Below are 22,500 nucleotides of genomic sequence, written 5' to 3' on the forward strand. Positions count from 1 at the left end.
AGAATCAAAAGCGGACTTGTATGTAGCGCTGAACGCGGAGCGTGGGGACGATAGTTATATCCAGATCACTCAAAACGGCTTGAACAGCACCGCCTGGCCTTCTGGTGAAGTAAAGATCCCGTCGCCGTTGTGGCCGACCTTCGGCACGATCACCAGACGCTGGTTCAGCCCTTCCGGGTGACGCTTCTGCAGATAGTTGAAGTAGTTCTGCCCGCGAATCAGGCGGTAGGCGCCTTGCGCTTCGGCGGCACAGGTCTTGTCCAGCGCCGGGTGGTTGCGGTCGGTGTCCAGCTCGCCCATCAGGTAGGTGATGTCGCGTTTCACGTAATTCTTCTCGATGTCAGCCGGCTTTTCCTTCCCCGAATAGAACGGCATCTTGTTGAGGCCGTATTTCCAGTCGTTGAAGTTCGGGCAGCTCTGCGCGGTTACCGGTTCAGGCCGTTCCGCGTCAAAGTAAGCATAGGACGACGGATTGGCGATCACGTAGCGCAGTTTCACCCCTTCGCGTTGCAGCAGGGCGTCTTCCTTGCCGCCGATCATCGCGTAGCGCTGCACCACCTGGGCACCACCGGAGTGCCCGGCAATGACGATTTCCTTCAGGTTGGGGAACAGTTTGCTGTCGCTCAGGCGCTTGAGGATGTGGTCCAGCACCAGAAACGAGCTGACCGGCTTTGGATCGGTGGAGGTTGCGCCCTCCATCCAGCTGTTCTGGCGCCAGCGCAGTATCGAGTCCGGCAAGTGGTGCGCGACGATATCCCTTTCATCCAGAAATTGCGGAGCGATCAGCAAAGTCTTGCCGCGCTCTCTGGACTGGTTGGCTGCACGTTCGATGCTGCGCAGGTAGGTTTGCGCATTGCGCAGGCGACCGTGCAGGACGATCACCACGCGCTCGATCTTCGGTTTGGGGTGTACCCACTCCTGGCTCAACCCGAGGGTCGCTTCGGCACCATTGATGGCGAGGCGATCCGGGCTGATGGAATTGACCGCTTGATCCTCGGCATGCGCCCCGAGGCTCACGAAGGCAGTGCTCAACAACAGGACCAGAAGCGGTTTAATCATGTGCTCAGAGACTCTTGGCGGCGAATGTATCGCATTGATTGATTTGGCCTTGGGCAAAGCCTGCCTTGAACCAGCGTACACGCTGTGCAGACGTACCGTGAGTGAACGAGTCCGGAGCGACTCGACCACTGCTTTGCTGTTGCAAGCGATCATCGCCGATAGCGTTGGCCGCGTTCAATGCTTCTTCAATATCACCCGGCTCGAGCCAGTTCAAACGATTTTGTGCGTTGTACGCCCAAACACCGGCAAAGCAGTCCGCCTGCAGCTCCTGGCGGACCAGTAAACCGTTGGCTCCTTCCATTTTCTGTCCGGATTGGCGAGCCTTGTCGACCTTGGCGGAAATGCCCAGCAGGGTCTGCACATGGTGCCCGACTTCGTGAGCGATCACGTAAGCCTGGGCGAAGTCGCCAGCGGCAGAAAAGCGCTGGGCCATTTCACGGAAGAACTCCATGTCCAGATAGACCTGCTGGTCAGCCGGGCAATAGAACGGACCGGTTGCCGAGGTGGCGCGACCACAGGCTGAGTTGACCTGACCGCTGAACAGCACCAGCGTAGGGTCCTTGTATTCGCGACCGTTCTGGGCGAACACGGCACGCCAGGTGTCTTCAGTATCGCCAAGGATGCTGCGCACGAATTCGGCCTGCTGGTCGTTGGCCGGCGGCGCTTCACGCGTTTGCGCGCTGGGTGGGGCGCTTTGCTCGGTCACTTGTCCGGTCAGTTGCCCGAGAATCTGCATCGGGTCCTGGCCGGTCAGCAGGCCGATGGCGACGATGATCACGATGCCGCCGATACCCAGCCCCTTGCCGCCGATGCGCATGCCACCGCCACCACCGCCACTGCTGCCGCCATCGCGCGCATCGACTACGTTGTCGCTACGTCGGCCTTTTTTCCAGAGCATGTCGGATCCCTCTTCTTTTCGTGCAATGAGTGTCGCTGCTGATACGCGAATACGCCAGTCCGGCGTTCCGGCCAGCGTCGTGTGCAGAATGCGAGGGTATAGAGGTGTAACGGGGCTGATTGGTTCGCGCAAGCTGTGCCGTGGCTGTGTTTTGCTGAAACCTGCCGCTGTCAGGCCTGTTTCACGGGCTGCGCGTTGAGCACGTCCGGCGGCGAGGCGTCGGCAAAACGGTCGACCTGGCGCAACGATTTGAAGCCCGTCATCCAGGCGCCGACCACGCCCAGCGTGCAGACACCCCCCATAATTGCGGCAGGGATTGCGCCGACCAGCGAGGCGCTGGTGCCGGCGCGGAACTCGCCCAGCTCGTTGGAGGAGCCGATAAACAGCATGTTTACGGCATTGACCCGGCCGCGCATGTTGTCCGGCGTCGAGAACTGCACCAGCGCCGAACGGATGAACACGCTGACCATGTCCGCCGCGCCCGCGATCAGCAGGGCCAGGCACGACAGCCAGAACAGTGTCGACAGTGCAAACACCAGATTCGCCACGCCGAACAGGCCGACGGCGAGAAACATGGTCATGCCGACGTTGCGCTGCAGCGGGCGCATGCTCAGGTAAATACCGACGCCCAGTTCCCCGAGGCTCATCGACGCGCGCAGCATGCCCAGCCCTTGCGGCCCCAGGTGCAGCACCTCATGGGCGTAGATCGGCAGCAGCGCCACTACGCCGCCGAGCAGCACGGCGAACAGGTCCAGCGAAATGGTGCCAAGGATGATCGGCCGCGAGCGAATGAAGGCAATGCCCGCGGTGAACCGGCCCCAGGCGCTTGAGCCCAGTTCCACCGGCTTGCCGGCAAAGGGCGTTGCCACGGGGGCGAGAAACAGGATGCCGGCTATGAAAGCTGCGACGCAGACCGAATAGGTCAGCTCTGCGCCGCCCAGCCAGTACAGATAGCCACCGATCAGCGGGCCACCGACGGTCGAACAGCGCATGATCACGCTGTTGGTGGCGATGGCCGAGGCCAGTTGGTCGCGCGGGACAATCTGCGGCAACAGACTTTGCAGCGCCGGACCGGTAAAGGCGCGGGCGCAGCCGTACAGCATCAGCGCGCCGTAGATCAGCCGCAGGTCTTGCAGCTTCAGCGCCGAGAACACCAGCAGAATGACGCCACAGATCGCCTGCACACCCCAGCTGAACATCAGGATGACCTTGCGGTTGTAACGGTCGATCAGGTCCCCGGCAGGCATCAATAGCAGCAACATGGGAATGAACTGGACAAGACCCACATAGGCCAGCGCCATCGGCTCACGGGTCATGTCATAGACCTGCCAGGCAACGACCACGGCCTGAATCTGCATGGCAAACACGGCCATCAGACGCGAGAGGATAAAACTGACGAAGCCGGGCTGGCTGGACAACTTGACCGGGGCAGAAGGCGCGGAAGACTCGGAGCTCAAGAAAAAGGATCCCATCGAAGCAGCTGATTCAGGTTTTTGGTTTATACCCTAGCGTATCGATAGGAAGCTAATAAATATTCTGACAGTTTCGCAGTGACGAGCCCACGCGGAGCGTCGGCACGATAGTTACATCGCTATCGTTCCTCACGCTCCAGCGTGGGAATGCAGTTCTCGACGCTCTGCGTCGCAAGAGGACGCAGAGCGTCCGGAAAGGCATGCGACGCAGAGCGCCGCACGATAGACGAGATTATCGTTCCTCACGCTCCAGCGTGGGAATGCATTTCACGACGCTCCGCGTCGCAAGAGGACGCGGAGCGTCCGGAACGGCATGCCAACGCAGAGCGTCGGCACGATAGTCAGTCAGAGGGGCCTCAACGCCGAACCAGCAGCACACCCGATTCCATGTGGTGGGTGTACGGAAACTGGTCGAACAGCGCGCAGCGTTCGACCCGATGGGTGTCGTGCAGTTGGGCAATGTTGGCGGCCAGGGTTTCCGGGTTGCAGGAAATGTACAGAATGCGTTCGAAGCGCCGGGTCAGTTCGCAGGTGTCCGGGTCCATGCCGGCGCGGGGCGGGTCGACGAACACGCTGCCGAAATCGTAGCTCTTCAAGTCCACACCGTGCAGACGGCGGAACGGGCGCACTTCATTCAGGGCTTCGGTGAGTTCTTCGGCTGACAGGCGCACCAGCGTCACGTTGTCCACGCCGTTGTCATCCAGGTTGCTCAGCGCCGCATTGACCGAGGTCTTGCTGATTTCGGTCGCCAGCACCTTGCGCACGCGGGTGGCCAGCGGCAGGGTGAAGTTGCCATTGCCGCAATACAGCTCCAGCAGGTCGTCCTGCCGCTCGCCCAGCGCATCGAAGGCCCAGTTGAGCATCTTGCCGTTCACCGTGCCGTTGGGCTGGGTGAAAGCGCCTTCGGGTTGCCGGTAGCTGAAGGTGCGGCCAGCCACGTCGAGCTTCTCGGTCACGTAATCATGCCCGATGACCAGCTTCTGGCCTTTGGAACGGCCAATCAGGCTGACGTCCAGTTCGGCGGCCAGTTGCTCGGCCGCGGCCTGCCATTCGGCGTCCAGCGGGCGGTGATAGCACATAGTGATCATCGCGTCGCCTGCCAGCGTGGTCAGGAAGTCCACCTGAAACAGCTTGTGGTTCAACGTCGGGCTGGCTTCCCAGCGTTCGCGCAGCACCGGCATCAGCGCGTTGATGCGCTCGCTGGCGATCGGCAGGCCTTCAAGCAGGATCGGCGTCCTGTTGTCGCCCGGCGCGAACATCGCGTAGTAGCGCTTCTGGTCTTCGCGCCACAGGCGGAACTCGGCACGCAGCCGATAGTGTTCGCGTGGCGAGTCGAACACCTGCGGCTCGGGTGCGTCGAAGGGCGCCAGCAACTCGCGCAGGCGGACGGTTTTTTCTTCGAGCTGACGGTCGTAGCTCGCAGGGTCGAAGGGAACACTCATGCGTTGAACCAGCCCAGCTTGATCACGAACAGGATCGACAGGATCACCAACGCCGAATTCAGCTCGCGCCAGCGTCCCGACAGCAGTTTGATCGCTGTCCAGGAAATGAAGCCAAAGGCAATGCCGTTGGCGATGGAGTAGGTGAATGGCATGGCCAGGGCAGTGATGACCACCGGCGCGGCGACCGTGATGTCATCCCAGTCGATTTCAGCCATGCCGGAGGCCATCAACACCGCGACGAACAGCAGTGCTGGGGCGGTCGCGAAGGCGGGCACGCTGCCGGCCAGCGGGGCGAAGAACAGCGCCAGCAGGAACAGCACGGCGACCACCACGGCGGTCAGACCTGTGCGGCCACCGGCACTGACGCCCGCAGCCGACTCGATGTAGCTGGTGGTGGTCGAGGTGCCCAGCAGGGAACCGGCCATCGCGGCGGTACTGTCGGCGATCAGCGCACGGCCCATCTTCGGCATGTGCCCGTCCTTGCCCATCAGGCCGGCGCGTTTGGCCACGCCGATCAGCGTACCGGAGTTGTCGAAGATATCGACGAACAGGAAGGCGAAGATGATGCTGACCAGACCGACGTCCAGCGCACCCATGATGTCCAGTTGCATGAACGTGGGCGCTAGCGAAGGCGGCATCGACACCACACCGCCAAACGGCGAGAAGCCCAGGGCGATGGACACCAGGGTCACCGCCAGAATGCCGATCAGCACAGCGCCGCGCACTTTGAGGTGATCCAAGGCCACGATCAGAAAGAAGCCCAGCGTGGCAAGTATCGGGGCGGGCTGCTTGAGGTCACCCATGCCGACCATGGTCGCCGGGTTGCTGACCACGATACCGGCGTTATGCAGGGCGATCAGCGCCAGAAACAGGCCGATACCGGCCGCAATCGCCGAACGCAGGGGCAGGGGAATGCTGTTGATGATCCATTCGCGGATCCGGAAGATCGACAGGATGAAGAACATCACCGCTGAAATGAACACCGCGCCCAGCGCTACCTGCCAGCTGTGGCCCATGTGCAGGACCACGGTGTAGGTAAAAAAGGCGTTCAAACCCATGCCCGGCGCCAGGGCGATCGGGTAGTTGGCGATCAGGCCCATCACCGTCGAGCCGATGGCCGCTGCCAGACAGGTGGCGACGAACACGGCGCCCTTGTCCATGCCGGTTTCGCCGAGGATGCTCGGGTTGACGAACAGGATATAAGCCATCGCCAGGAAAGTCGTGACGCCCGCAAGAATCTCGGTCCGCACGTTGGTGTTGTGTGCCTTGAGTTGAAACAGCCTTTCCAGCATGTCTGGCTCTCCGTGACGCGGCGTGCGTCGTGAATGATCGACTCCAGCAGCAAAGCACAGACTGCAGGGCAGCCCGTTTGATTTTTGCGGGTCGGAAAAAGCCGCGCATCATACCAGCAGCTTGGCGGGATGGCTGCCTGTGGATGACGGCCTTTCGATGACAAGTACGCTCATCAAGAAAGCCTGAACGTTGCAAACCTCGCGAAGTCCCACCCCTTAAGACGCATAAAAAGTGCGCTAAGTGACCGCCTACCGTGAGGTTTCCATGAGTGCAACGACCCCGAACCCCCAGGACTTCGCTACCCACGCGATTTCCCTGACCCTGAACGGACAGCTCCGCCAACTGGATGTGCTGCCCTGGACCACCTTGCTTGACCTGCTGCGTGATCAGCTCGATCTGGTCGGCACCAAGAAAGGCTGCGACCACGGCCAGTGCGGTGCGTGTACCGTACTGCGCGACGGCACGCGCATCAATGCCTGCCTGACGCTGGCAATCATGTGTGACGGCGCCGAGCTGACCACCATTGAAGGCCTGGCCGATGGCGACCAGTTGCACCCCATGCAGCAGGCGTTCATCAAGAATGATGCATTCCAGTGCGGCTACTGCACCCCGGGGCAAATCTGCTCGGCAGTCGGGCTTGCCAATGAGGGGCGCGCCAGCACGCGTGCCGAGATTCAGGAGCTGATGAGCGGTAACCTGTGCCGCTGCGGTGCCTACAGCAATATCCTCGCCGCCGTCGAAGAGGCGCTGCCACAGTTCCACAACGCCGCGCCGAAGCCGGAGGTGAACGCATGAATCCGTTTACCTACAGCAAGCCGACCGACGTCACCGCTGCGGTCAACCTGAGTGGACCTGCCACACGTTTCATTGCCGGCGGCACCAATCTGCTCGACCTGATGAAAGAAAACGTTGCCACGCCCGAGCACCTGATCGACATCACCGGCCTGCCTTTAAGGGATGTCAGTGAGACGGCCTCGGGCGGTCTGATGATCGGTGCGCTGGTCAGCAACGCCGACATGGCCTATCACCCGCTGGTCGAAGCGCGTTACCCGCTGTTGAGCAAAGCCGTGCTGGCCGGTGCTTCGCCGCAGCTGCGCAACATGGCCAGCACCGGCGGCAACCTGCTGCAACGCACCCGCTGCTATTACTTCTATGACACCGGCGTGCCGTGCAACAAGCGCGAGCCGGGCAGTGGCTGCCCGGCGCGCACCGGCCTGAATCGCATTCACGCGATCCTCGGTGCCAGCGAAGACTGCGTCGCGACTCACCCGTCCGACATGTGTGTGGCCCTCGCTGCGCTGGAAGCCGTGGTGCATGTTCAAGGACGTGCTGGCCGCCGCACTATCGAGTTCGCGGATTTCCATCGCCTGCCGGGTGATGCGCCGCAACGGGACAATCAGTTGGCCGACGATGAGTTGATCGTCGCCGTCGAGCTGCCTGCCAACGGCTTTGTCAGCCATAACGCTTATCTGAAGATCCGTGACCGTGCGTCCTATGCGTTTGCCCTGATATCGGTCGCTGCCGCCATTGATCTGGACGGCGACGTAATTCGCGAAGTGCGTCTGGCATTGGGCGGCGTCGCGCACAAACCATGGCGCGACAAGGCGGTCGAGGCGCTGCTGATCGGCAAGCCGGTCACTCGCGAGAACTTCGCCGCTGCCGCAGACGCCATGCTTGAAGATGCCCAGCCGCTGGAGCACAACGGTTTCAAAGTCAGACTGGCCCGCCGCGCGATCATCCGTGCCTTGAGCGATGCCGCAACAGGAGGGAGCGCCCAATGAACCAGCCATTTTCGCCAATGGGCAAGCCTGTGGACCGCGTCGACGGCCGTTTGAAAGTGACCGGTGGCGCACGTTACGCCGGCGAATACCCTGAAGAAGGGTTGCTGTATGCAAGCGTGGTCTCCAGCACCATCGCCAACGGTCGCGTCGCCAGCATCGATACAAGCGAGGCGTTGAAGGTACCGGGCGTGGTCGCTGTCATCGACCACACCAATCGTCCGTGGCTGGCCAGTTACGACGAAAACTATGAGGACGCCGATTCGGCCGACGGTTCGCCGTTTCGTCCTTTTTATAACGACAACGTCATGTACAGCGGCCAACCGCTCGCGCTGGTCGTCGCCGATACGCTGGAACTGGCCCGACATGCAGGCTCGCTGGTGCGCATCGAATATGAGCAGCAGGAGCACCAGACCGACCTGCAAGCCATGCTCGACACCGCCTATGACGCGCCTGCCGAATTGCCGCCGCCGCGTGGCAACTTCGAAGGCGAACTGGCCAGCTCTGCGCTGAGCGTGGACGTGACCTACAGCACGCCCAGCGAATACCACAACCCGATGGAGCCGCATGCGTCGACCGTCCTGTATCAGGCCGACGGCAGCTTGCAGATTCACGACAAGACGCAGGGCACACAAAACTGTCAGGACTACCTGCACAAGGTCTTCGGCCTGGAAAAGGACAAGATCCTTGTACTGGCCGCCTTTGTCGGTGGTGCCTTCGGTTCCGGCCTGCGCCCGCAATATCAACTGCCGCTGGCGGTGATGGCTGCTCTGCACCTCAAGCGCTCCGTACGCCTGACGCTGACCCGCCAGCAGATGTTCACCTTCGGTTATCGTCCGCGAACCATTCAGCGTCTGCGTCTGGGCGCGGCTGCCAACGGTCGTTTGCTGGCGGTCGGTCATGAGGCGATCGGGCAGACTTCGCGTTTCGAGGACTTCAGCGAGCACGTCGTGGAGTGGAGCGGCATGCTCTACCACTGCGACAACGTGCAGTTGACCTACAAACTGGTGCCGCTGGATGTCTTCACGCCGCTCGACATGCGTGCGCCGGGTGCTGCCCTGGGCATGATCGGCCTGGAATGCGCCATGGACGAACTGGCTTACGCGTTGGCCATCGATCCGGTGCGCCTGCGCCTGACCAACTACGCCGAGCGCAACGGTAACGAAGACAAGCCGTATTCGAGCAAGGAATTGCGCGAATGCTACGCCCAGGGCGCCGAACGCTTTGGCTGGTCCAGTCGCAACCCTGAGCCTCGCAGCATGCGTCAAGGCCGCCAGCTGGTCGGCTGGGGCATGGCGGGTGGTGTCTGGGAGGCCATGCAGATGAAGGCCAGCGCCAAAGCGCGTCTGCAAGCAGACGGCAAGCTGGTGGTCAGCAGTGCCACCACCGATATCGGCACCGGCACCTATACCGTCATGACGCAGATTGCTGCAGAGTCGTCGGGTATCGAGGTGGATAACGTCAGCTTCCTGCTGGGTGACTCTTCGTTGCCGACTGCGCCGTTGCAGGGTGGCTCGTTCACGGTTTCCTCAGTTGGTACTGCGGTGCAGCAGGCCTGTCAGGCGTTGCAGCGTCAGGTACTGGAAGTTGCCAAGGGGCTGCATCCGCAATTCGCTTCTGTGACGCCGGATGAGGTTCGCTTCGAGGCGGGCAAGCTATACGTGGGCGATCAGGCGCTATCGATGGCCGAACTGGCAGCGTCTCAGGCCCACGGGGTTATCGAGGTGCAAGTCGACGCCGAGCCGGACAAGAAGCGCGAAGCCTACGCCGCAGCGACGCACTCGGCGGTGTTCGTTGAGGTGCTGGTCGACGAGGATCTGGGCACTATCAAGGTCAATCGTGTGGTCAGTGCCGTGGCCGCGGGCAGGGTAGTTAATCCGAAAATGGCGCGCAGCCAGATTCTGGGTGGCGTTGTCTGGGGTATGGGAATGGCGCTTCAGGAAGAAGCGATGCTTGACCACGACCTGGGCCGCCCGATGAACCACAGCCTGGCCGAGTACCACATTCCGGTGAACGCTGACATTGGCGACATCGACGTGCTGTTTGTCGAAGAACACGACGACATTGTCAACGCGCTGGGTTCCAAGGGCGTCGGCGAAATCGGTATCGTGGGTGTGCCGGCAGCGATCGCCAACGCGATCTACCACGCCACCGGCAAGCGGATCCGTGAGTTTCCGATCACGCTGGATAAGCTGTTGTAACAGCGAGCTCAAATCCAACTGCCCAGCATGCCAACGCTCTGCGTTGGCATGCAGTTAGTGACGCTCTGCATCCTCTTGCGCAGGCGGTGCGGCGCAGGTGTGACCCGGAGCGTCACGAACTGCATTCCCACGCTGGAGCGTGAGGAACGATAGGCGTCCGAAAGTGCTCCGCGTCTGCAATCGCTCTGCAGGTGAGACAACCCGCCACGCGACAATAGACCACACGACTTTAATGGCTGAACAGGACTACTCTTTGAGGGTCGATTGATCTGCATCATTGCGTTAAGGCAATGATCAGTGCACCGACCAGCGTTTTCGCCATTGGAAACGCCAGAATAAAAGAAACATAAGCACTCATTACCGTGGGGGCAATCGCTGTTGGCTTGCGGCCGGCAGCACGTTTCATCTGAGAGAGGAACATCTTATGTTCGGTTTAGAGGCTATAGATCTCGCCCGGATTCAGTTCGCATTCACGATTTCGTTTCACATCCTGTTTCCTGCCATCACCATCGGTCTGGCAAGTTACCTGGCTGTGCTCGAAGGTCTGTGGCTGAAGACCCGCGATGACGTCTACCGTGACCTGTACCACTTCTGGTCGAAGATTTTTGCAGTCAACTTCGGCATGGGCGTGGTTTCCGGACTTGTCATGGCTTACCAGTTCGGCACCAACTGGAGCCGCTTCTCAGACTTCGCAGGTGCTGTGACCGGGCCGCTGCTGACCTACGAGGTACTGACCGCGTTCTTCCTGGAAGCGGGCTTCCTCGGCGTGATGCTGTTCGGCTGGAACCGTGTCGGGCGCAACCTTCACTTCTTCTCCACGGTAATGGTTGCCATCGGCACGCTGATCTCCACCTTCTGGATTCTGTCGTCCAACAGCTGGATGCAGACACCGCAGGGGTTCGAGATCATCGACGGTCGGATCATCCCGACTGACTGGTTCGCCGTGGTCTTCAACCCGTCGTTCCCTTATCGCCTGACGCACATGGCAATTGCCGCGTTTGTGGCAACAGCGTTCTTCGTCGGTTCGTCGGCCGCCTGGCACCTATTGCGGGGCCGCGACACACCTGCGGTGCGCAAGATGCTCTCGATGGCCATGTGGATGGCCCTGCTGGTGGCGCCTGTCCAGGCTGTCGTCGGTGACTTCCACGGTCTGAACACGCTCAAGCATCAGCCCGCGAAGATTGCTGCCATCGAAGGTCACTGGGAGAACGTCGGTGACGAACCGACCCCGCTGATCCTGTTCGGCATTCCCGACATGAAGGAAGAACGTACCAAGTACGCGGTGGAAATCCCTTATCTGGGCAGCCTGATCCTGACCCACAGTCTCGATAAGCAGGTGCCGGCGCTCAAGGAATTCAAGCCTGAAGATCGTCCTAATTCGACGATCGTGTTCTGGTCGTTCCGGGTCATGGTCGCCCTTGGCATGTTGATGATCTTCACCGGTCTGTGGAGCCTGTGGCTGCGCAAGCGCGGCACGCTGTATAACTCGCGTCCCTTCCTGTACCTGGCATTGTGGATGGGGCCGTCTGGCCTGATCGCCATTCTCGCCGGCTGGTTCACCACTGAAATCGGCCGTCAGCCCTGGGTCGTGTATGGCCTGATGCGTACTGCGGATGCTTCGTCCGGGCACAGCGTGGCGCAGATGAGCATCACTCTGGTGCTGTTCGTGGTGGTCTACTTCGTGCTCTTCGGCACAGGCCTTGGCTACATGATGCGTCTGGTTCGCAAAGGGCCGAAAGCCTACGTCGAACATGTGCCGCACGGTGGTCCCGGCCAGCAACGCACACCGGCCCGTCCGCTCTCCGCCGCTGTTGAAGGCGAAGAAGATGGCGACAATCTTGACCGTCACGGCAAGGGGATTTAAGCCATGGGTATCGATCTTCCGCTGATCTGGGCCATCATCATTGTCTTCGGCATCATGATGTACGTGGTGATGGACGGCTTCGATCTGGGTATCGGGATTCTCTTCCCGTTCATGAAGGACAGTTCCGACCGCGACGTGATGATGAACACCGTCGCGCCGGTCTGGGACGGCAACGAAACCTGGCTGGTGCTGGGCGGTGCGGCACTGTTCGGTGCATTCCCGCTGGCCTACTCGGTGGTCCTCTCTGCGCTGTACCTGCCGTTGATGTTCATGCTCATGGGCCTGATCTTTCGTGGCGTGGCGTTCGAGTTCCGCTTCAAGGCGACCGAGCTGAAGCGTCACTGGTGGGACAAGGCGTTCATCGGCGGCTCGCTGGCTGCGACCTTCTTCCAGGGCGTGGCGCTGGGTGCCTACATTGAAGGCATCCCGGTGGTCGATCGCCAGTTTGCCGGGGGCTCGCTGGACTGGCTCTCGCCATTCCCGATGTTCTGCGGGTTGGCCTTGATCGTCGCCTATGCGCTGCTGGGCTGCACCTGGCTGATCATGAAAACCGAAGGCTCGCTGCAGAAGGCGATGCATGATCTGGCACGGCCGCTGGCTCTGGCGGTACTTGCGGTCATGGCCGTGGTCAGTCTGTGGACGCCATTGGCCCACGCTGATATCGCGCATCGCTGGTTCAGCATGCCGAACCTGTTCTGGTTCATGCCCGTACCGATTCTGGTACTGGTGACCATGTACGGTCTGTTCAAGGCGGTTGCCCGCAATGCCCACTACACGCCGTTTCTCCTGACCCTGTTGCTGATCTTCCTGGGTTACAGCGGCCTGGGCATCAGCCTGTGGCCAAACATCATCCCGCCTTCGGTATCGATCTGGGCAGCCGCCGCGCCGCCGCAGAGCCAGGGCTTCATGCTGGTGGGCACGCTGTTCATCATTCCGTTCATCCTGGGCTACACCTTCTGGAGCTACTACGTGTTCCGCGGCAAGGTGACGGCTGCAGACGGTTATCACTAGTCCGAACCGAGGAGAATGACGATGTCTGGTAAAAATTCCATGCACGATCCTGATCCGGCGCTGAGCAAGCCGCTCTGGCAACGACTGGCCTGGCTGGTCGGAATCTGGGCGGGCAGCGTATTCGCGCTGTTCATCGTGGCCAGCCTGATGCGCATGTTCATGAGCGCAGCGGGCCTGACGACACACTGATACTGAATTCCCGTTCGTGTCTGCGGACACGTTTTGCGACCCTCTTGCCACTCGCGTGGCAAGGGGGTCTTTTTTTGTGCCTTGGGCGCGGGCTACTTGCGGGCTTTCAGAATCACGAATTTCGGCGTGGCGGCGACTTGTTCGACGCCGCGGAACAGGCGCGACAGCTTGGTGTGATAACCCAGGTGACGATTGCCGACGATGTACAGCGCCCCGCCGGTCACCAACGCTGCACGCGCTTGAACAAACATCCGCCAGGCCAGAAAGTCGCCTACCACTTGCTGCTGGTGGAAGGGCGGGTTGCACAGCACCACATCCAGCGAGTCAGGCTCGTGCATCTCCAGACCGTCGCCTGCTTGAACCCGTACGTCGCGATCACCCAGCGTCGCCCGCCAGTTCTCGGCTGCCGATTGCACGGCCATGAATGACTCGTCGACCAGCGTGTAATGTGCCTGCGGGTTGTCCAGCGCACTGGCGATGGCCAGCACGCCATTCCCGCAACCCAGGTCTGCGACCCTTGCCGTACCAAGGTTTCTCGGCAGATGAGGCAGGAAGGCGCGAGTGCCGATGTCCAGCCCGTCGCGGCAGAACACATTGGCATGGTTGAGCAGTTCGATGGCCGGTTCATCCAGCCGGTAGCGGGTCGGGTAGGGCGAGGTCCGCACTTCCATGGGCTGTGGCGTGGCAAACAGCAGCCTGGCTTTTTTCACTGCCAGCGAGGCTTGGACCGGTCCGACATATTCCTCCAGCAAGTCGCCAGCCGAACGCGGCAAATGCTTGACCATTGCTGCAGCGATAACCCGTGCGCCGGGGGCCAGCTGCCCTTGCAGGCGTATCAGTTGCTCTTCGAGCAGCGCCAGGGTCTTGGGCACGCGGATCAGCACCCAGTCGAAGGGCCCCTGCAACGCTTCGCTGGCCGGAATGTGCGGCACTGCGTCGTAGCTCATGCCGTTGCGCGCCAGATTCTTTTCCAGACCCTGCGCCGCCAGAAACGAGTCAGTACTACTGATGACAGTGGCATGCGGTGCAAGACTTGCGGCCAGGGCGCCGAAACTGTCATTGAGCACCAGAACCCGGCTTTGCAGGCTCAGCCCTGCTTCTGCAACATGATTGAGCAGGTACTCGTCAGCGGCATCGAATGCCTGCAGGGGCTCATCCTGTTGCTCGGGTTGGCGAATGAGATCAAGTTCAGCGAAGGGACTGATGAGCAGGGGCATTGGCGGGAAAACTCTGTGCAATCGAAGGTATGTCAGTGAGCCCGATGACAGGTGGGCTCGCTGAGACAGACGATTTTACGTATTTTTTCGTTCCGATACCTGTCTGATTACGCGGTGATTGCCCGTTTTGTCAGAACATTCCGCTGAGCGCGGCTTGTACGGCTGCAGCCGTCTTGTTGCAGACCCCCATTTTTTGAATGGCGCTGGCAATGTGGAAGTGAATGGTGCGCTCCTTCAGGCAGAGGATCATTGCGATGTCGCCAGCTGTTTTGCCTTCAGCGGACCACTTGAGGACTTCGATTTCTCTCTGAGTCAGGTTTTTTGCTGGCGAGGGCTGTGAGAAATTTATGTCCATCGTGTTCATGTAGCCTCCTTGCAGTACGTGTACAGACCTTGCTGGGTGTTTATCCAGTCTAGGAATAAATAGACGGCAATCTGTGGGCACGCCGCTCAGCCGGACGGATGGGCTGATGGCACTTGGCGGCGTGTTGTCGGCCTGCCGGCTGAAACCCGCGCGCGAGAAGGGGCGGGGCAATTCGTCCTGTGTGTGTTCGACCCTGAAGGAGCTGATCCAAGAACCAAATACTCTAAGCGGCAGAGCCCGCTGCCGGTTAATCCATCACAAACAGCCGGTGTTTATCGAGCCTGCTTTGCGGGACACTGGGTTCTGCTTTCATATTCAGGAGTTCAAAGCGCACCATGACCGTCAGTGACGATAAATTCACCCGCCAGACACTGCAGCGTGTTACGCCGTTGACCGCGAACCTGTTTACCCTGCGCACCACGCGTGATCCCGGTTTTCGCTTTCGTGCCGGACAGTTTGCGCGTCTCGGGGTGACCAAGGCCGACGGTTCAGTCGTATGGCGCGCCTACTCGATGGTTTCTTCTCCGCACGATGAATTTCTGGAGTTCTTTTCCATCGTGGTTCCGGATGGCGAATTCACCAGCGAGTTGAGCCGCTTGCGTGAAGGCGACAGCCTGCTGGTGGAAAAGCAGGCGTTTGGTTATCTGACTCTGGATCGCTTTATTGATGGGCGTGATCTTTGGCTGTTATCCACAGGGACGGGAGTCGCACCGTTTCTGTCGATCCTTCAGGATTTCGAGGTCTGGGAGAAGTTCGAACGGGTGATTCTGGTCTACAGCGTTCGTGAGTCGCGCGAGCTGGCCTATCAGCAACTGATTGCCGAACTGATGCAGCGTGAGTACCTGGCTGAATACGCTGACAAGTTTCTGTTTCTGCCCACGGTGACCCGCGAGCAGTATCCCGGCGCATTGAATGGGCGGATCACGCAGTTGATCGAGAACGGAGAGTTGGAGCGCGCTGCTGGCATTGCTCTCACGCCGGAGCATTCGCGGGTGATGCTGTGCGGCAACCCGCAGATGATCGATGACACGCGGGCGATTCTCAAGCAGCGCGACATGCGCCTGAGCCTGTCACGCAAGCCTGGGCAGGTGGCGGTGGAGACGTATTGGTGATGGTTGGCGGCTAGCGATGGCTATCGTGCCGAGCATTGGCACGATAGTCACATAACTATCGTTCCTCACGCTCCGCGTGGGAATGCAGTTCGTGACGCTCTGCGTCACACAGCGGTTCTGTGATGTCAGGTGGATTGGTGTTTGGCTCAGGTCACCTTTGCGCCCTTACGGCGCCTTACTTTGAGGGGCCAAAGTAAGCAAAGCCCGCAGCTCCGTTTCCGGCCCGACTTCGTCGGGTTCCTTCGCCCTGTCACTGATCCGGGGGTCGCCGCAACGGGCCATCCATGGTCCGGTGCGGCTAGCCTGGCGTCCCGCCAGGCTACCCCCGGATCAGCGCCAGGGCTCAGCCGTCACTAACGTCGCACTCTGCGTTGTCAGTGCCATAGCGGTTGAAAAGCACTGCGCAGGGACTTTGGCCTGCAGCTTTAGGCCTTAATCAATCAAAGCGGGCGAGCAGGGTCGACAGTGACTGGCGCTGCCGGTGTGTTCTGTTCCTTGAGCAGGTCACGAATCTCGCTCAACAGGACTTCCTGCTTGGAAGGCGTCGGCGGCAGGGTAGGTGCCTTGGCTTCTTCGCGCTTCAGGCGGTTGATGGCCTTGACGCCCATGAAGATCGCGAACGCGACGATGATGAAGTCGATGACGGTCTGGATGAACTTGCCGTAAGCCAGCAGTACTGCCGGGGCAGTCCCTTGCGCGGGGCGCAGGGTGACCGCCAGGTCGCTGAAGTCCACGCCACCAATCAACAGGCCCAGCGGCGGCATGATGACATCGCCGACGAACGAAGAAACGATTTTGCCGAATGCCGCGCCGATGATGATACCGACGGCCATATCGACCACGTTACCTTTGACCGCGAATGCCTTGAATTCTGTAAGCACGCTCATGGGTAATTCCTTGTAACAGATAAATTTGATCGAATTAAGTGTAGCCCAGCCGCGCTCTTGCCGCCCGCGCTACGTTCAATCGACCGGAGTCGTCCGTGTAAGTTTTATCCGGTTTTCAAAAGCAGTTGTCGCCTGGCGACTGGCAGGTGTTGCAAGCTGCGTTATCATGGGCGTTTTTTAACGACTGGGGTTGTCATGGCCAAGGCCAAACGCTTGTACGGCTGCACTGAGTGCGGCGCGACATTTCCCAAGTGGGCGGGTCAGTGCAGCGAATGCGGTGCCTGGAACACACTGGTCGAAACCATGATTGAAAGCGGTGCCGCCGCGCCGCCCACCGGGCGCACGGGATGGACCGGTTCGCAGGCGCAGATCAGGACCCTGGCAGAGGTCAGCGTCGAAGAGATCCCGCGTTTCTCCACTAACTCCACCGAGCTGGACAGGGTGCTCGGCGGCGGTCTGGTTGACGGTTCGGTGGTGCTCATCGGCGGCGACCCCGGCATCGGCAAGTCCACTATCCTCTTGCAGACGCTGTGCAACATCGCCCAGCGCATGCCTGCGCTGTATGTCACCGGTGAGGAATCCCAGCAGCAGGTCGCCATGCGCGCCCGGCGTCTGGGTCTGCCGCAGGACAAGCTGCGGGTCATGACCGAAACCTGTATCGAGACCATCATTGCCACCGCCAAGGTGGAGAAGCCCAAGGTAATGGTGATCGATTCGATCCAGACGATTTTCACCGAACAGCTGCAGTCTGCCCCTGGCGGGGTGTCGCAGGTTCGCGAAAGCGCCGCCTTGCTGGTGCGTTACGCCAAGCAGAGCGGCACGGCGATCTTTCTGGTCGGTCACGTCACCAAGGAAGGTGCCCTGGCCGGTCCGCGTGTGCTCGAGCACATGGTCGATACCGTGCTGTATTTCGAGGGCGAGTCGGACGGTCGTCTGCGCCTGCTGCGTGCGGTGAAGAACCGCTTTGGCGCGGTCAACGAGCTGGGCGTGTTCGGCATGACCGACAAGGGCCTGAAAGAAGTCTCCAACCCGTCGGCGATTTTTCTGACACGTGCGCAGGAAGAAGTGCCGGGCAGTGTGGTCATGGCCACCTGGGAAGGCACGCGGCCGATGCTGGTGGAAGTGCAGGCACTGGTGGACGACAGTCACATGTCCAACCCGCGCCGCGTGACGCTGGGTCTGGATCAGAATCGTCTGGCCATGCTGCTGGCGGTCCTGCACCGCCACGGCGGCATTCCCACCCACGATCAGGACGTGTTTCTCAACGTGGTAGGCGGTGTGAAGGTGCTGGAAACCGCCTCCGACCTCGCCTTGATGGCTGCGGTCATGTCCAGTCTGCGCAATCGCCCGCTGCCGCATGACTTGCTGGTCTTCGGTGAGGTGGGGCTATCCGGTGAAGTCAGGCCGGTGCCCAGCGGCCAGGAGCGCCTCAAGGAGGCCGCCAAGCACGGCTTCAAACGCGCCATCGTGCCCAAGGGCAACGCACCGAAGGAAGCGCCGCCCGGCTTGCAGATCATTGCCGTTACGCGGCTGGAACAGGCACTGGATGCGCTGTTCGAGTAACCTCGCCCTGAGAATTATTCCTGCAGTTCGATCAAGGCTGCCAGTTCCCGATCCAGTTCCTCGGGGTCTCCGAGGTTCAATTCGACCAGCCGCCTAAGGTGGCTGATTGACTCCAGCCCTATGTGCCGGCAAACGAATCCCAGTTGCCGGTTGTTGTCATGGGTGATCTCGACATCCATTTTTACATGGGCATCGTTGCTTAGAATGATGTCGACTTCAAAGGGCTGCGTCTGATCACCGCTCCACGGATCTGGCCGTTCGATCAGCAACCCTTTTAGAGAAAGGTCGACCAGTTGCACTTTCCAGCTTTTGTCGCCTTGCTTCAGATCGGTCTTGGCATCAAAGGCAATACGTTTGAAACGACGGCGATCTGCAGGTGAGTCGGTCATCGAATGAACTCTCTTTTTGACCGCCACCGGAGGTCAGCGGGCCGGTCGTTATCTGATCGATTATGTTGTCCATGCACGATAGACCGGAAAGCAATGACAGAACAGTTCCGCATCGCTGTTTTGTGATCGGGACGCCATCTGTCGAGGCTATTCCAGCCCTCTATGCCGGGTATCTGCCGCAATTGATCAAATTTCGACCTAGACCTTGGTTGGGGGTGGTCTTTCGCTGATCCGGCGCTAAACTCGCATGGCTTGCCTTCTAGTCAACTCTGCTGGAATAAAAAAAATGAAAAATAATAATAGTCTGATGCGCCATGTTCCCTGGCTCATCGTTGCAATTGTCGGGGCATGTGCTCTTGGGGTCGTGGCCTTGCGTCGCGGAGAGGCGATCAACGCCTTGTGGATCGTGGTCGCTGCGGTAGCTATCTACCTGGTTGCCTATCGTTACTACAGTCTTTTCATCGCCACTCACGTCATGCAGCTCGATCCGCTGCGCGCGACACCGGCGGTGGTCAACAACGACGGTCTGGACTATGTGCCGACCAACAAACACATCCTCTTCGGTCACCACTTTGCAGCCATCGCTGGCGCCGGCCCGCTGGTCGGTCCGGTACTGGCAGCGCAAATGGGCTATCTGCCCGGCACGCTCTGGCTGATCGCCGGCGTGGTGTTGGCCGGTGCGGTGCAGGACTTCATGATCCTGTTCCTTTCCACGCGCCGTGACGGACGCTCGCTGGGCGACATGGTCCGCGAGGAAATGGGCCGTATTCCCGGCACCATCGCGCTGTTCGGCTGTTTCCTGATCATGATCATCATCCTCGCGGTGCTGGCGCTGATCGTGGTCAAGGCCCTGGCCGAGAGCCCGTGGGGCATGTTCACGGTCATGGCGACGATCCCGATCGCGATGTTCATGGGCATTTATATGCGCTACATCCGTCCTGGGCGCATTGGTGAAATCTCCATCGTCGGCGTCATTCTGTTGCTTGGTTCGATCTGGGTCGGCGGCATGGTAGCGGCGGATCCGACCTGGGGGCCGATGTTCACGTTCACCGGCGTGCAGATCACCTGGATGCTGGTCGGTTACGGCTTTGTAGCAGCCATGCTGCCGGTCTGGCTGCTGCTCGCGCCACGTGACTACCTGTCGACCTTCCTGAAAATCGGCACCATTCTGGCACTCGCCATCGGTATTCTGATTCTGGCGCCCGAGCTGAAAATGCCGGCTCTGACTCAGTTCACCAATGGCACAGGCCCGGTCTGGAAGGGCGCGCTGTTCCCGTTCCTGTTCATCACCATTGCCTGCGGTGCAGTGTCGGGCTTCCACGCGCTGATCTCGTCGGGCACCACGCCCAAGCTGCTGGATAACGAGAAAAACGCCCGTTACATCGGTTACGGCGGCATGCTGATGGAGTCCTTCGTGGCCATCATGGCGATGGTTGCCGCTTCGGTGATCGAGCCGGGTGTGTACTTCGCCATGAACAGCCCGGCTGCCGTGGTCGGCAGTGACGTGGTAACCGTCGCGCAGACAGTCTCCAGCTGGGGCTTTGCCATCACGCCGGAGCAACTGACCGCTGTCGCGAAAGACATCGGTGAAAATACCGTTCTGGCCCGTGCCGGTGGTGCTCCGACGCTGGCCGTCGGTATCGCACAGATCCTCCATCAGGTGCTGCCGGGTGAGAACACCATGGCGTTCTGGTACCACTTTGCGATTCTGTTCGAGGCGTTGTTCATCCTGACCGCTGTCGACGCCGGTACTCGTGCCGGACGCTTCATGCTGCAGGACCTGCTGGGCAGCTTCGTTCCAGCCTTGAAGCGTACCGAGTCGTGGACGGCCAATGCCATCGGCACTGGCGGTTGCGTGGCACTGTGGGGTTATCTGCTCTATCAGGGCGTGATCGATCCGCTGGGCGGCATCAATACCCTGTGGCCGCTGTTCGGTATCTCCAACCAGATGCTCGCCGGTATCGCCCTGATGCTGGCCAGCGTGGTGTTGATCAAGATGAAGCGTCAGCGCTATGTCTGGGTGACCATGCTGCCTGCCGTCTGGCTGCTGATCTGCACCGTGACCGCTGGCTTGATCAAGCTGTTCGACGCCAATCCTGCGGTAGGTTTCCTGGCCCTGGCCAAGAAATACAGCGCGGCGGCTGATGCCGGTCAGATTCTGGCCCCGGCCAAGACCATGGACCAGATGCAGCATGTGATCTTCAACGCTTACACCAACGCCGGGCTGACCGTACTGTTCCTGTTCGTGGTGTTCAGCATCCTGTTCTACGCCATAAAAGTCGGCCGTGCGGCCTGGGGCACCAAGGAGCGCACCGACAAGGAAGCTCCGTTCCAGGCCATGCCGCCAGCGTCACAGGTGTGATGATGGTTACCCAAAGAGGATTTGCCCATGTTCAATGACCTGAGTCGCCTCGGCAAATACCTCGGTCAGGCCGCGCGCCTGATGGTGGGCATGCCGGACTACGACACCTACGTTGAACACATGCAGAACACCCACCCGGACAAGCCGATGATGACCTACGAGCAGTTCTTCCGGGAACGGCAAGAGGCGCGTTACGGCGGCAAGGGCGGACCGAAGTGCTGTTGATCCGCTGATCTGCGTTATGGTTTGATCCGACGCGCCGCAGGCCATCACCTGTGGCGCGTTTTCATTTCAGCTGAATGCCTCACGCCAGGAGCCTTATGACTGAGTTGCAACCTATCCCCGTGACCGTGCTGACCGGTTTTCTGGGCGCCGGCAAGACCACCTTGCTGCGCCATCTGCTCAAGGCCGAACACGGCCTGAAAATCGCCGTGATCGAAAACGAATTCAGCGATGCAGGCATCGACAGCCAACTGCTCGGCACCGACCCAGTGCAGATCATGACCCTGTCCAACGGTTGCGTGTGCTGCACCATCCATACCGACCTGACCAAGGCGCTCTACTTGTTGCTGGAACGTCTGGACAGTGGCGAGATCGCTTTCGACCGGCTGGTGATCGAGTGCACCGGACTGGCCGATCCCGCGCCGGTCGCGCAGACCTTTTTCATCGATGAAGAGCTGCGCGAGCGTTACATTCTCGACGGCATCATCACCCTGGTCGACGCCGCCCACGCCGATACTCACCTGGCGCAAACCATCGCCCAGGCACAGATCGGCTTTGCCGACCGGCTGCTGGTCAGCAAACGTGATCTGGTCGAAGATGCAGCTTTCGAGGCCCTGAGCGCGCGCCTGACCCGCATCAACCGCCGCGCGCCTATCCGTATTGTCGAGCACGGCAGGATCGACCTCGCCGAACTGCTCGACGTGCGCGGCTTCAACCTCAACGCTGACCTCGGCGGCGGCATGATCCTGCGCCCGCTGGCCCCGGTCGGCAATTCCGCTGACCGCATCAGCAGCCTTGTCCTGCGCAGCGAAAAACCACTGAATCTGGACCGCCTCAGCGAGTTCATGAACGAACTGCTGGAAGACCACGGCAAGCAACTGCTGCGTTACAAGGGGGTGCTCAACATCGAAGACGAACCGCGCAAGATGGTGTTTCAGGGCGTACTCAAGCTCTACGGCTTCGACTGGGACACTGAATGGGCCGAAGGCGAAAAGCGCGAGAGCGTGATTGTGTTCATTGCCGATGAATTGCCGGAGGAGAAAATACGGGCGGGGTTCGAGAAGGTATGCGGTTGAGAGGTCGGACAGCGGCTGAGCTTCTGCTCACACAGTGAACCGCCCAGTAAAAAGCCCCGGCTCTCACGAGTCGGGGCTTTCGGTACTGCGTTTAAACGAGG

21 protein-coding genes are annotated in these 22,500 nt (G+C 60.4%); 11 read left to right on the forward strand and 10 right to left on the reverse strand.

Translation table 11 applies throughout. The annotated features are described in order from the left end of the window. Nucleotides 1-69 precede the first annotated feature (69 nt). From BLR20_RS20240 to BLR20_RS20260, 5 genes are all read right to left on the reverse strand, one after another. Complete coding sequence (locus BLR20_RS20240) at nt 70-1,059, reverse strand: hypothetical protein (RefSeq protein ID WP_010435331.1); 990 nt, start codon at nt 1,057-1,059, stop codon at nt 70-72. A 4-nt stretch (nt 1,060-1,063) separates the two neighbouring features. After that, on the reverse strand, nt 1,064-1,957 hold the full coding sequence (ypfJ, locus tag BLR20_RS20245) for a KPN_02809 family neutral zinc metallopeptidase (RefSeq protein WP_010435328.1): 894 nt from the start codon (nt 1,955-1,957) through the stop codon (nt 1,064-1,066). Between the two features lie 170 nt (nt 1,958-2,127). Beyond that, a complete protein-coding gene (locus tag BLR20_RS20250) occupies nt 2,128-3,414 on the reverse strand; it encodes an MFS transporter (RefSeq protein ID WP_054993136.1) in 1,287 nt (428 codons plus the stop codon). Between the two features lie 371 nt (nt 3,415-3,785). After that, nucleotides 3,786-4,871: a tRNA (uridine(54)-C5)-methyltransferase TrmA gene (gene trmA / locus BLR20_RS20255; protein ID WP_010437526.1), complete on the reverse strand. Its 1,086-nt coding sequence runs from the start codon at nt 4,869-4,871 to the stop codon at nt 3,786-3,788. Then, nucleotides 4,868-6,163 (reverse strand): NCS2 family permease, encoded by a 1,296-nt coding sequence (locus BLR20_RS20260; protein ID WP_010437528.1) that lies wholly within the window; start codon nt 6,161-6,163, stop codon nt 4,868-4,870. Before BLR20_RS20260 ends, trmA begins: the two co-directional genes overlap by 4 nt. A 265-nt stretch (nt 6,164-6,428) precedes the next feature. Between BLR20_RS20260 and BLR20_RS20265 the strand changes: the two genes are divergently transcribed. From BLR20_RS20265 to BLR20_RS20275, 3 genes are read left to right on the forward strand one after another with little or no spacing between them, the layout of a single operon-like run. After that, the gene (locus tag BLR20_RS20265) at nt 6,429-6,959 is read left to right on the forward strand and encodes a (2Fe-2S)-binding protein (protein ID WP_003368718.1); all 531 of its coding nucleotides are present in this window, start codon (nt 6,429-6,431) and stop codon (nt 6,957-6,959) included. Then, the gene (locus tag BLR20_RS20270) at nt 6,956-7,945 is read left to right on the forward strand and encodes an FAD binding domain-containing protein (protein ID WP_054993131.1); all 990 of its coding nucleotides are present in this window, start codon (nt 6,956-6,958) and stop codon (nt 7,943-7,945) included. Before BLR20_RS20265 ends, BLR20_RS20270 begins: the two co-directional genes overlap by 4 nt. Next, nucleotides 7,942-10,143 carry a xanthine dehydrogenase family protein molybdopterin-binding subunit gene (locus tag BLR20_RS20275; protein WP_054993132.1) on the forward strand — a complete coding sequence of 734 codons (2,202 nt, stop codon included), beginning with the start codon at nt 7,942-7,944 and terminating at the stop codon, nt 10,141-10,143. The genes BLR20_RS20270 and BLR20_RS20275 overlap by 4 nt, the downstream gene beginning before the upstream one ends. Nucleotides 10,144-10,417: 274 nt before the next feature. On the opposite strand, the gene BLR20_RS27875 is transcribed toward BLR20_RS20275, so the two are convergent. Further along, nucleotides 10,418-10,564, reverse strand: a complete 147-nt coding sequence (locus BLR20_RS27875) for a hypothetical protein (RefSeq protein WP_162235654.1) — start codon at nt 10,562-10,564, stop codon at nt 10,418-10,420. A 3-nt stretch (nt 10,565-10,567) separates the two neighbouring features. Between BLR20_RS27875 and BLR20_RS20280 the strand changes: the two genes are divergently transcribed. The 3 genes from BLR20_RS20280 to BLR20_RS20290 are packed head-to-tail and all read left to right on the forward strand — an operon-like array spanning nt 10,568 to nt 13,207. Continuing rightward, the gene (locus BLR20_RS20280) at nt 10,568-12,007 is read left to right on the forward strand and encodes a cytochrome ubiquinol oxidase subunit I (protein WP_004416056.1); all 1,440 of its coding nucleotides are present in this window, start codon (nt 10,568-10,570) and stop codon (nt 12,005-12,007) included. A 3-nt stretch (nt 12,008-12,010) separates the two neighbouring features. Continuing rightward, nucleotides 12,011-13,018 carry a cytochrome d ubiquinol oxidase subunit II gene (cydB, locus tag BLR20_RS20285; protein ID WP_032614747.1) on the forward strand — a complete coding sequence of 336 codons (1,008 nt, stop codon included), beginning with the start codon at nt 12,011-12,013 and terminating at the stop codon, nt 13,016-13,018. A 21-nt stretch (nt 13,019-13,039) separates the two neighbouring features. Further along, entirely contained in the window at nt 13,040-13,207 is a 168-nt protein-coding gene (locus tag BLR20_RS20290; protein WP_002555239.1) for a DUF2474 domain-containing protein, read from the forward strand. Between the two features lie 92 nt (nt 13,208-13,299). Here the strand turns inward: BLR20_RS20290 and BLR20_RS20295 are convergent, their stop codons facing one another. Further along, nucleotides 13,300-14,424 (reverse strand): methyltransferase, encoded by a 1,125-nt coding sequence (locus tag BLR20_RS20295; protein WP_054993133.1) that lies wholly within the window; start codon nt 14,422-14,424, stop codon nt 13,300-13,302. Between the two features lie 130 nt (nt 14,425-14,554). Further along, nucleotides 14,555-14,788: a helix-turn-helix domain-containing protein gene (locus tag BLR20_RS20300; protein ID WP_003340758.1), complete on the reverse strand. Its 234-nt coding sequence runs from the start codon at nt 14,786-14,788 to the stop codon at nt 14,555-14,557. 335 nt (nt 14,789-15,123) lie between these two features. Here BLR20_RS20300 and BLR20_RS20310 point away from each other — a divergent pair, with 335 nt between their 5' ends. Next, a complete protein-coding gene (locus BLR20_RS20310; RefSeq protein WP_032614743.1) occupies nt 15,124-15,900 on the forward strand; it encodes a ferredoxin--NADP reductase in 777 nt (258 codons plus the stop codon). A gap of 440 nt (nt 15,901-16,340) precedes the next feature. On the opposite strand, the gene mscL is transcribed toward BLR20_RS20310, so the two are convergent. Then, nucleotides 16,341-16,787: a large-conductance mechanosensitive channel protein MscL gene (gene mscL, locus BLR20_RS20320; RefSeq protein WP_054992785.1), complete on the reverse strand. Its 447-nt coding sequence runs from the start codon at nt 16,785-16,787 to the stop codon at nt 16,341-16,343. Between the two features lie 195 nt (nt 16,788-16,982). Here mscL and radA point away from each other — a divergent pair, with 195 nt between their 5' ends. Beyond that, complete coding sequence (gene radA, locus BLR20_RS20325; RefSeq protein ID WP_002555235.1) at nt 16,983-18,350, forward strand: DNA repair protein RadA; 1,368 nt, start codon at nt 16,983-16,985, stop codon at nt 18,348-18,350. Between the two features lie 14 nt (nt 18,351-18,364). Here radA and BLR20_RS20330 read toward each other — a convergent pair whose 3' ends face one another. Next, on the reverse strand, nt 18,365-18,739 hold the full coding sequence (locus tag BLR20_RS20330) for a PilZ domain-containing protein (RefSeq protein WP_010434443.1): 375 nt from the start codon (nt 18,737-18,739) through the stop codon (nt 18,365-18,367). 286 nt (nt 18,740-19,025) lie between these two features. Between BLR20_RS20330 and BLR20_RS20335 the strand changes: the two genes are divergently transcribed. The 3 genes from BLR20_RS20335 (at nt 19,026) to yjiA (ending at nt 22,399) form a co-directional block, all read left to right on the forward strand. Beyond that, a complete protein-coding gene (locus BLR20_RS20335) occupies nt 19,026-21,101 on the forward strand; it encodes a carbon starvation CstA family protein (RefSeq protein ID WP_054992784.1) in 2,076 nt (691 codons plus the stop codon). 27 nt (nt 21,102-21,128) lie between these two features. Continuing rightward, on the forward strand, nt 21,129-21,326 hold the full coding sequence (locus BLR20_RS20340; protein WP_002555232.1) for a YbdD/YjiX family protein: 198 nt from the start codon (nt 21,129-21,131) through the stop codon (nt 21,324-21,326). A gap of 95 nt (nt 21,327-21,421) precedes the next feature. After that, nucleotides 21,422-22,399, forward strand: a complete 978-nt coding sequence (yjiA, locus tag BLR20_RS20345) for a GTPase (RefSeq protein WP_054992783.1) — start codon at nt 21,422-21,424, stop codon at nt 22,397-22,399. The last annotated feature ends 101 nt before the right edge of the window (nt 22,400-22,500 follow it).

This window comes from Pseudomonas congelans (assembly GCF_900103225.1).
Classification (GTDB): Bacteria; Pseudomonadota; Gammaproteobacteria; order Pseudomonadales; family Pseudomonadaceae; genus Aquipseudomonas; species Aquipseudomonas congelans.

Excerpts from the sequence above, each read along its gene's own strand:
- BLR20_RS20240 (WP_010435331.1), bottom strand. The coding sequence starts at position 1,059 with ATGATTAAACCGCTTCTGGTCCTGTTGTTGAGCACTGCCTTCGTGAGC.
- ypfJ (WP_010435328.1), bottom strand. The coding sequence starts at position 1,957 with ATGCTCTGGAAAAAAGGCCGACGTAGCGACAACGTAGTCGATGCGCGC.
- trmA (WP_010437526.1), bottom strand. The coding sequence starts at position 4,871 with ATGAGTGTTCCCTTCGACCCTGCGAGCTACGACCGTCAGCTCGAAGAA.
- BLR20_RS20260 (WP_010437528.1), bottom strand. The coding sequence starts at position 6,163 with ATGCTGGAAAGGCTGTTTCAACTCAAGGCACACAACACCAACGTGCGG.
- BLR20_RS20265 (WP_003368718.1), top strand. The coding sequence starts at position 6,429 with ATGAGTGCAACGACCCCGAACCCCCAGGACTTCGCTACCCACGCGATT.
- BLR20_RS20270 (WP_054993131.1), top strand. The coding sequence starts at position 6,956 with ATGAATCCGTTTACCTACAGCAAGCCGACCGACGTCACCGCTGCGGTC.
- BLR20_RS20275 (WP_054993132.1), top strand. The coding sequence starts at position 7,942 with ATGAACCAGCCATTTTCGCCAATGGGCAAGCCTGTGGACCGCGTCGAC.
- BLR20_RS27875 (WP_162235654.1), bottom strand. The coding sequence starts at position 10,564 with ATGTTCCTCTCTCAGATGAAACGTGCTGCCGGCCGCAAGCCAACAGCG.
- BLR20_RS20280 (WP_004416056.1), top strand. The coding sequence starts at position 10,568 with ATGTTCGGTTTAGAGGCTATAGATCTCGCCCGGATTCAGTTCGCATTC.
- cydB (WP_032614747.1), top strand. The coding sequence starts at position 12,011 with ATGGGTATCGATCTTCCGCTGATCTGGGCCATCATCATTGTCTTCGGC.
- BLR20_RS20290 (WP_002555239.1), top strand. The coding sequence starts at position 13,040 with ATGTCTGGTAAAAATTCCATGCACGATCCTGATCCGGCGCTGAGCAAG.
- BLR20_RS20295 (WP_054993133.1), bottom strand. The coding sequence starts at position 14,424 with ATGCCCCTGCTCATCAGTCCCTTCGCTGAACTTGATCTCATTCGCCAA.
- BLR20_RS20300 (WP_003340758.1), bottom strand. The coding sequence starts at position 14,788 with ATGAACACGATGGACATAAATTTCTCACAGCCCTCGCCAGCAAAAAAC.
- BLR20_RS20310 (WP_032614743.1), top strand. The coding sequence starts at position 15,124 with ATGACCGTCAGTGACGATAAATTCACCCGCCAGACACTGCAGCGTGTT.
- mscL (WP_054992785.1), bottom strand. The coding sequence starts at position 16,787 with ATGAGCGTGCTTACAGAATTCAAGGCATTCGCGGTCAAAGGTAACGTG.
- radA (WP_002555235.1), top strand. The coding sequence starts at position 16,983 with ATGGCCAAGGCCAAACGCTTGTACGGCTGCACTGAGTGCGGCGCGACA.
- BLR20_RS20330 (WP_010434443.1), bottom strand. The coding sequence starts at position 18,739 with ATGACCGACTCACCTGCAGATCGCCGTCGTTTCAAACGTATTGCCTTT.
- BLR20_RS20335 (WP_054992784.1), top strand. The coding sequence starts at position 19,026 with ATGAAAAATAATAATAGTCTGATGCGCCATGTTCCCTGGCTCATCGTT.
- BLR20_RS20340 (WP_002555232.1), top strand. The coding sequence starts at position 21,129 with ATGTTCAATGACCTGAGTCGCCTCGGCAAATACCTCGGTCAGGCCGCG.
- yjiA (WP_054992783.1), top strand. The coding sequence starts at position 21,422 with ATGACTGAGTTGCAACCTATCCCCGTGACCGTGCTGACCGGTTTTCTG.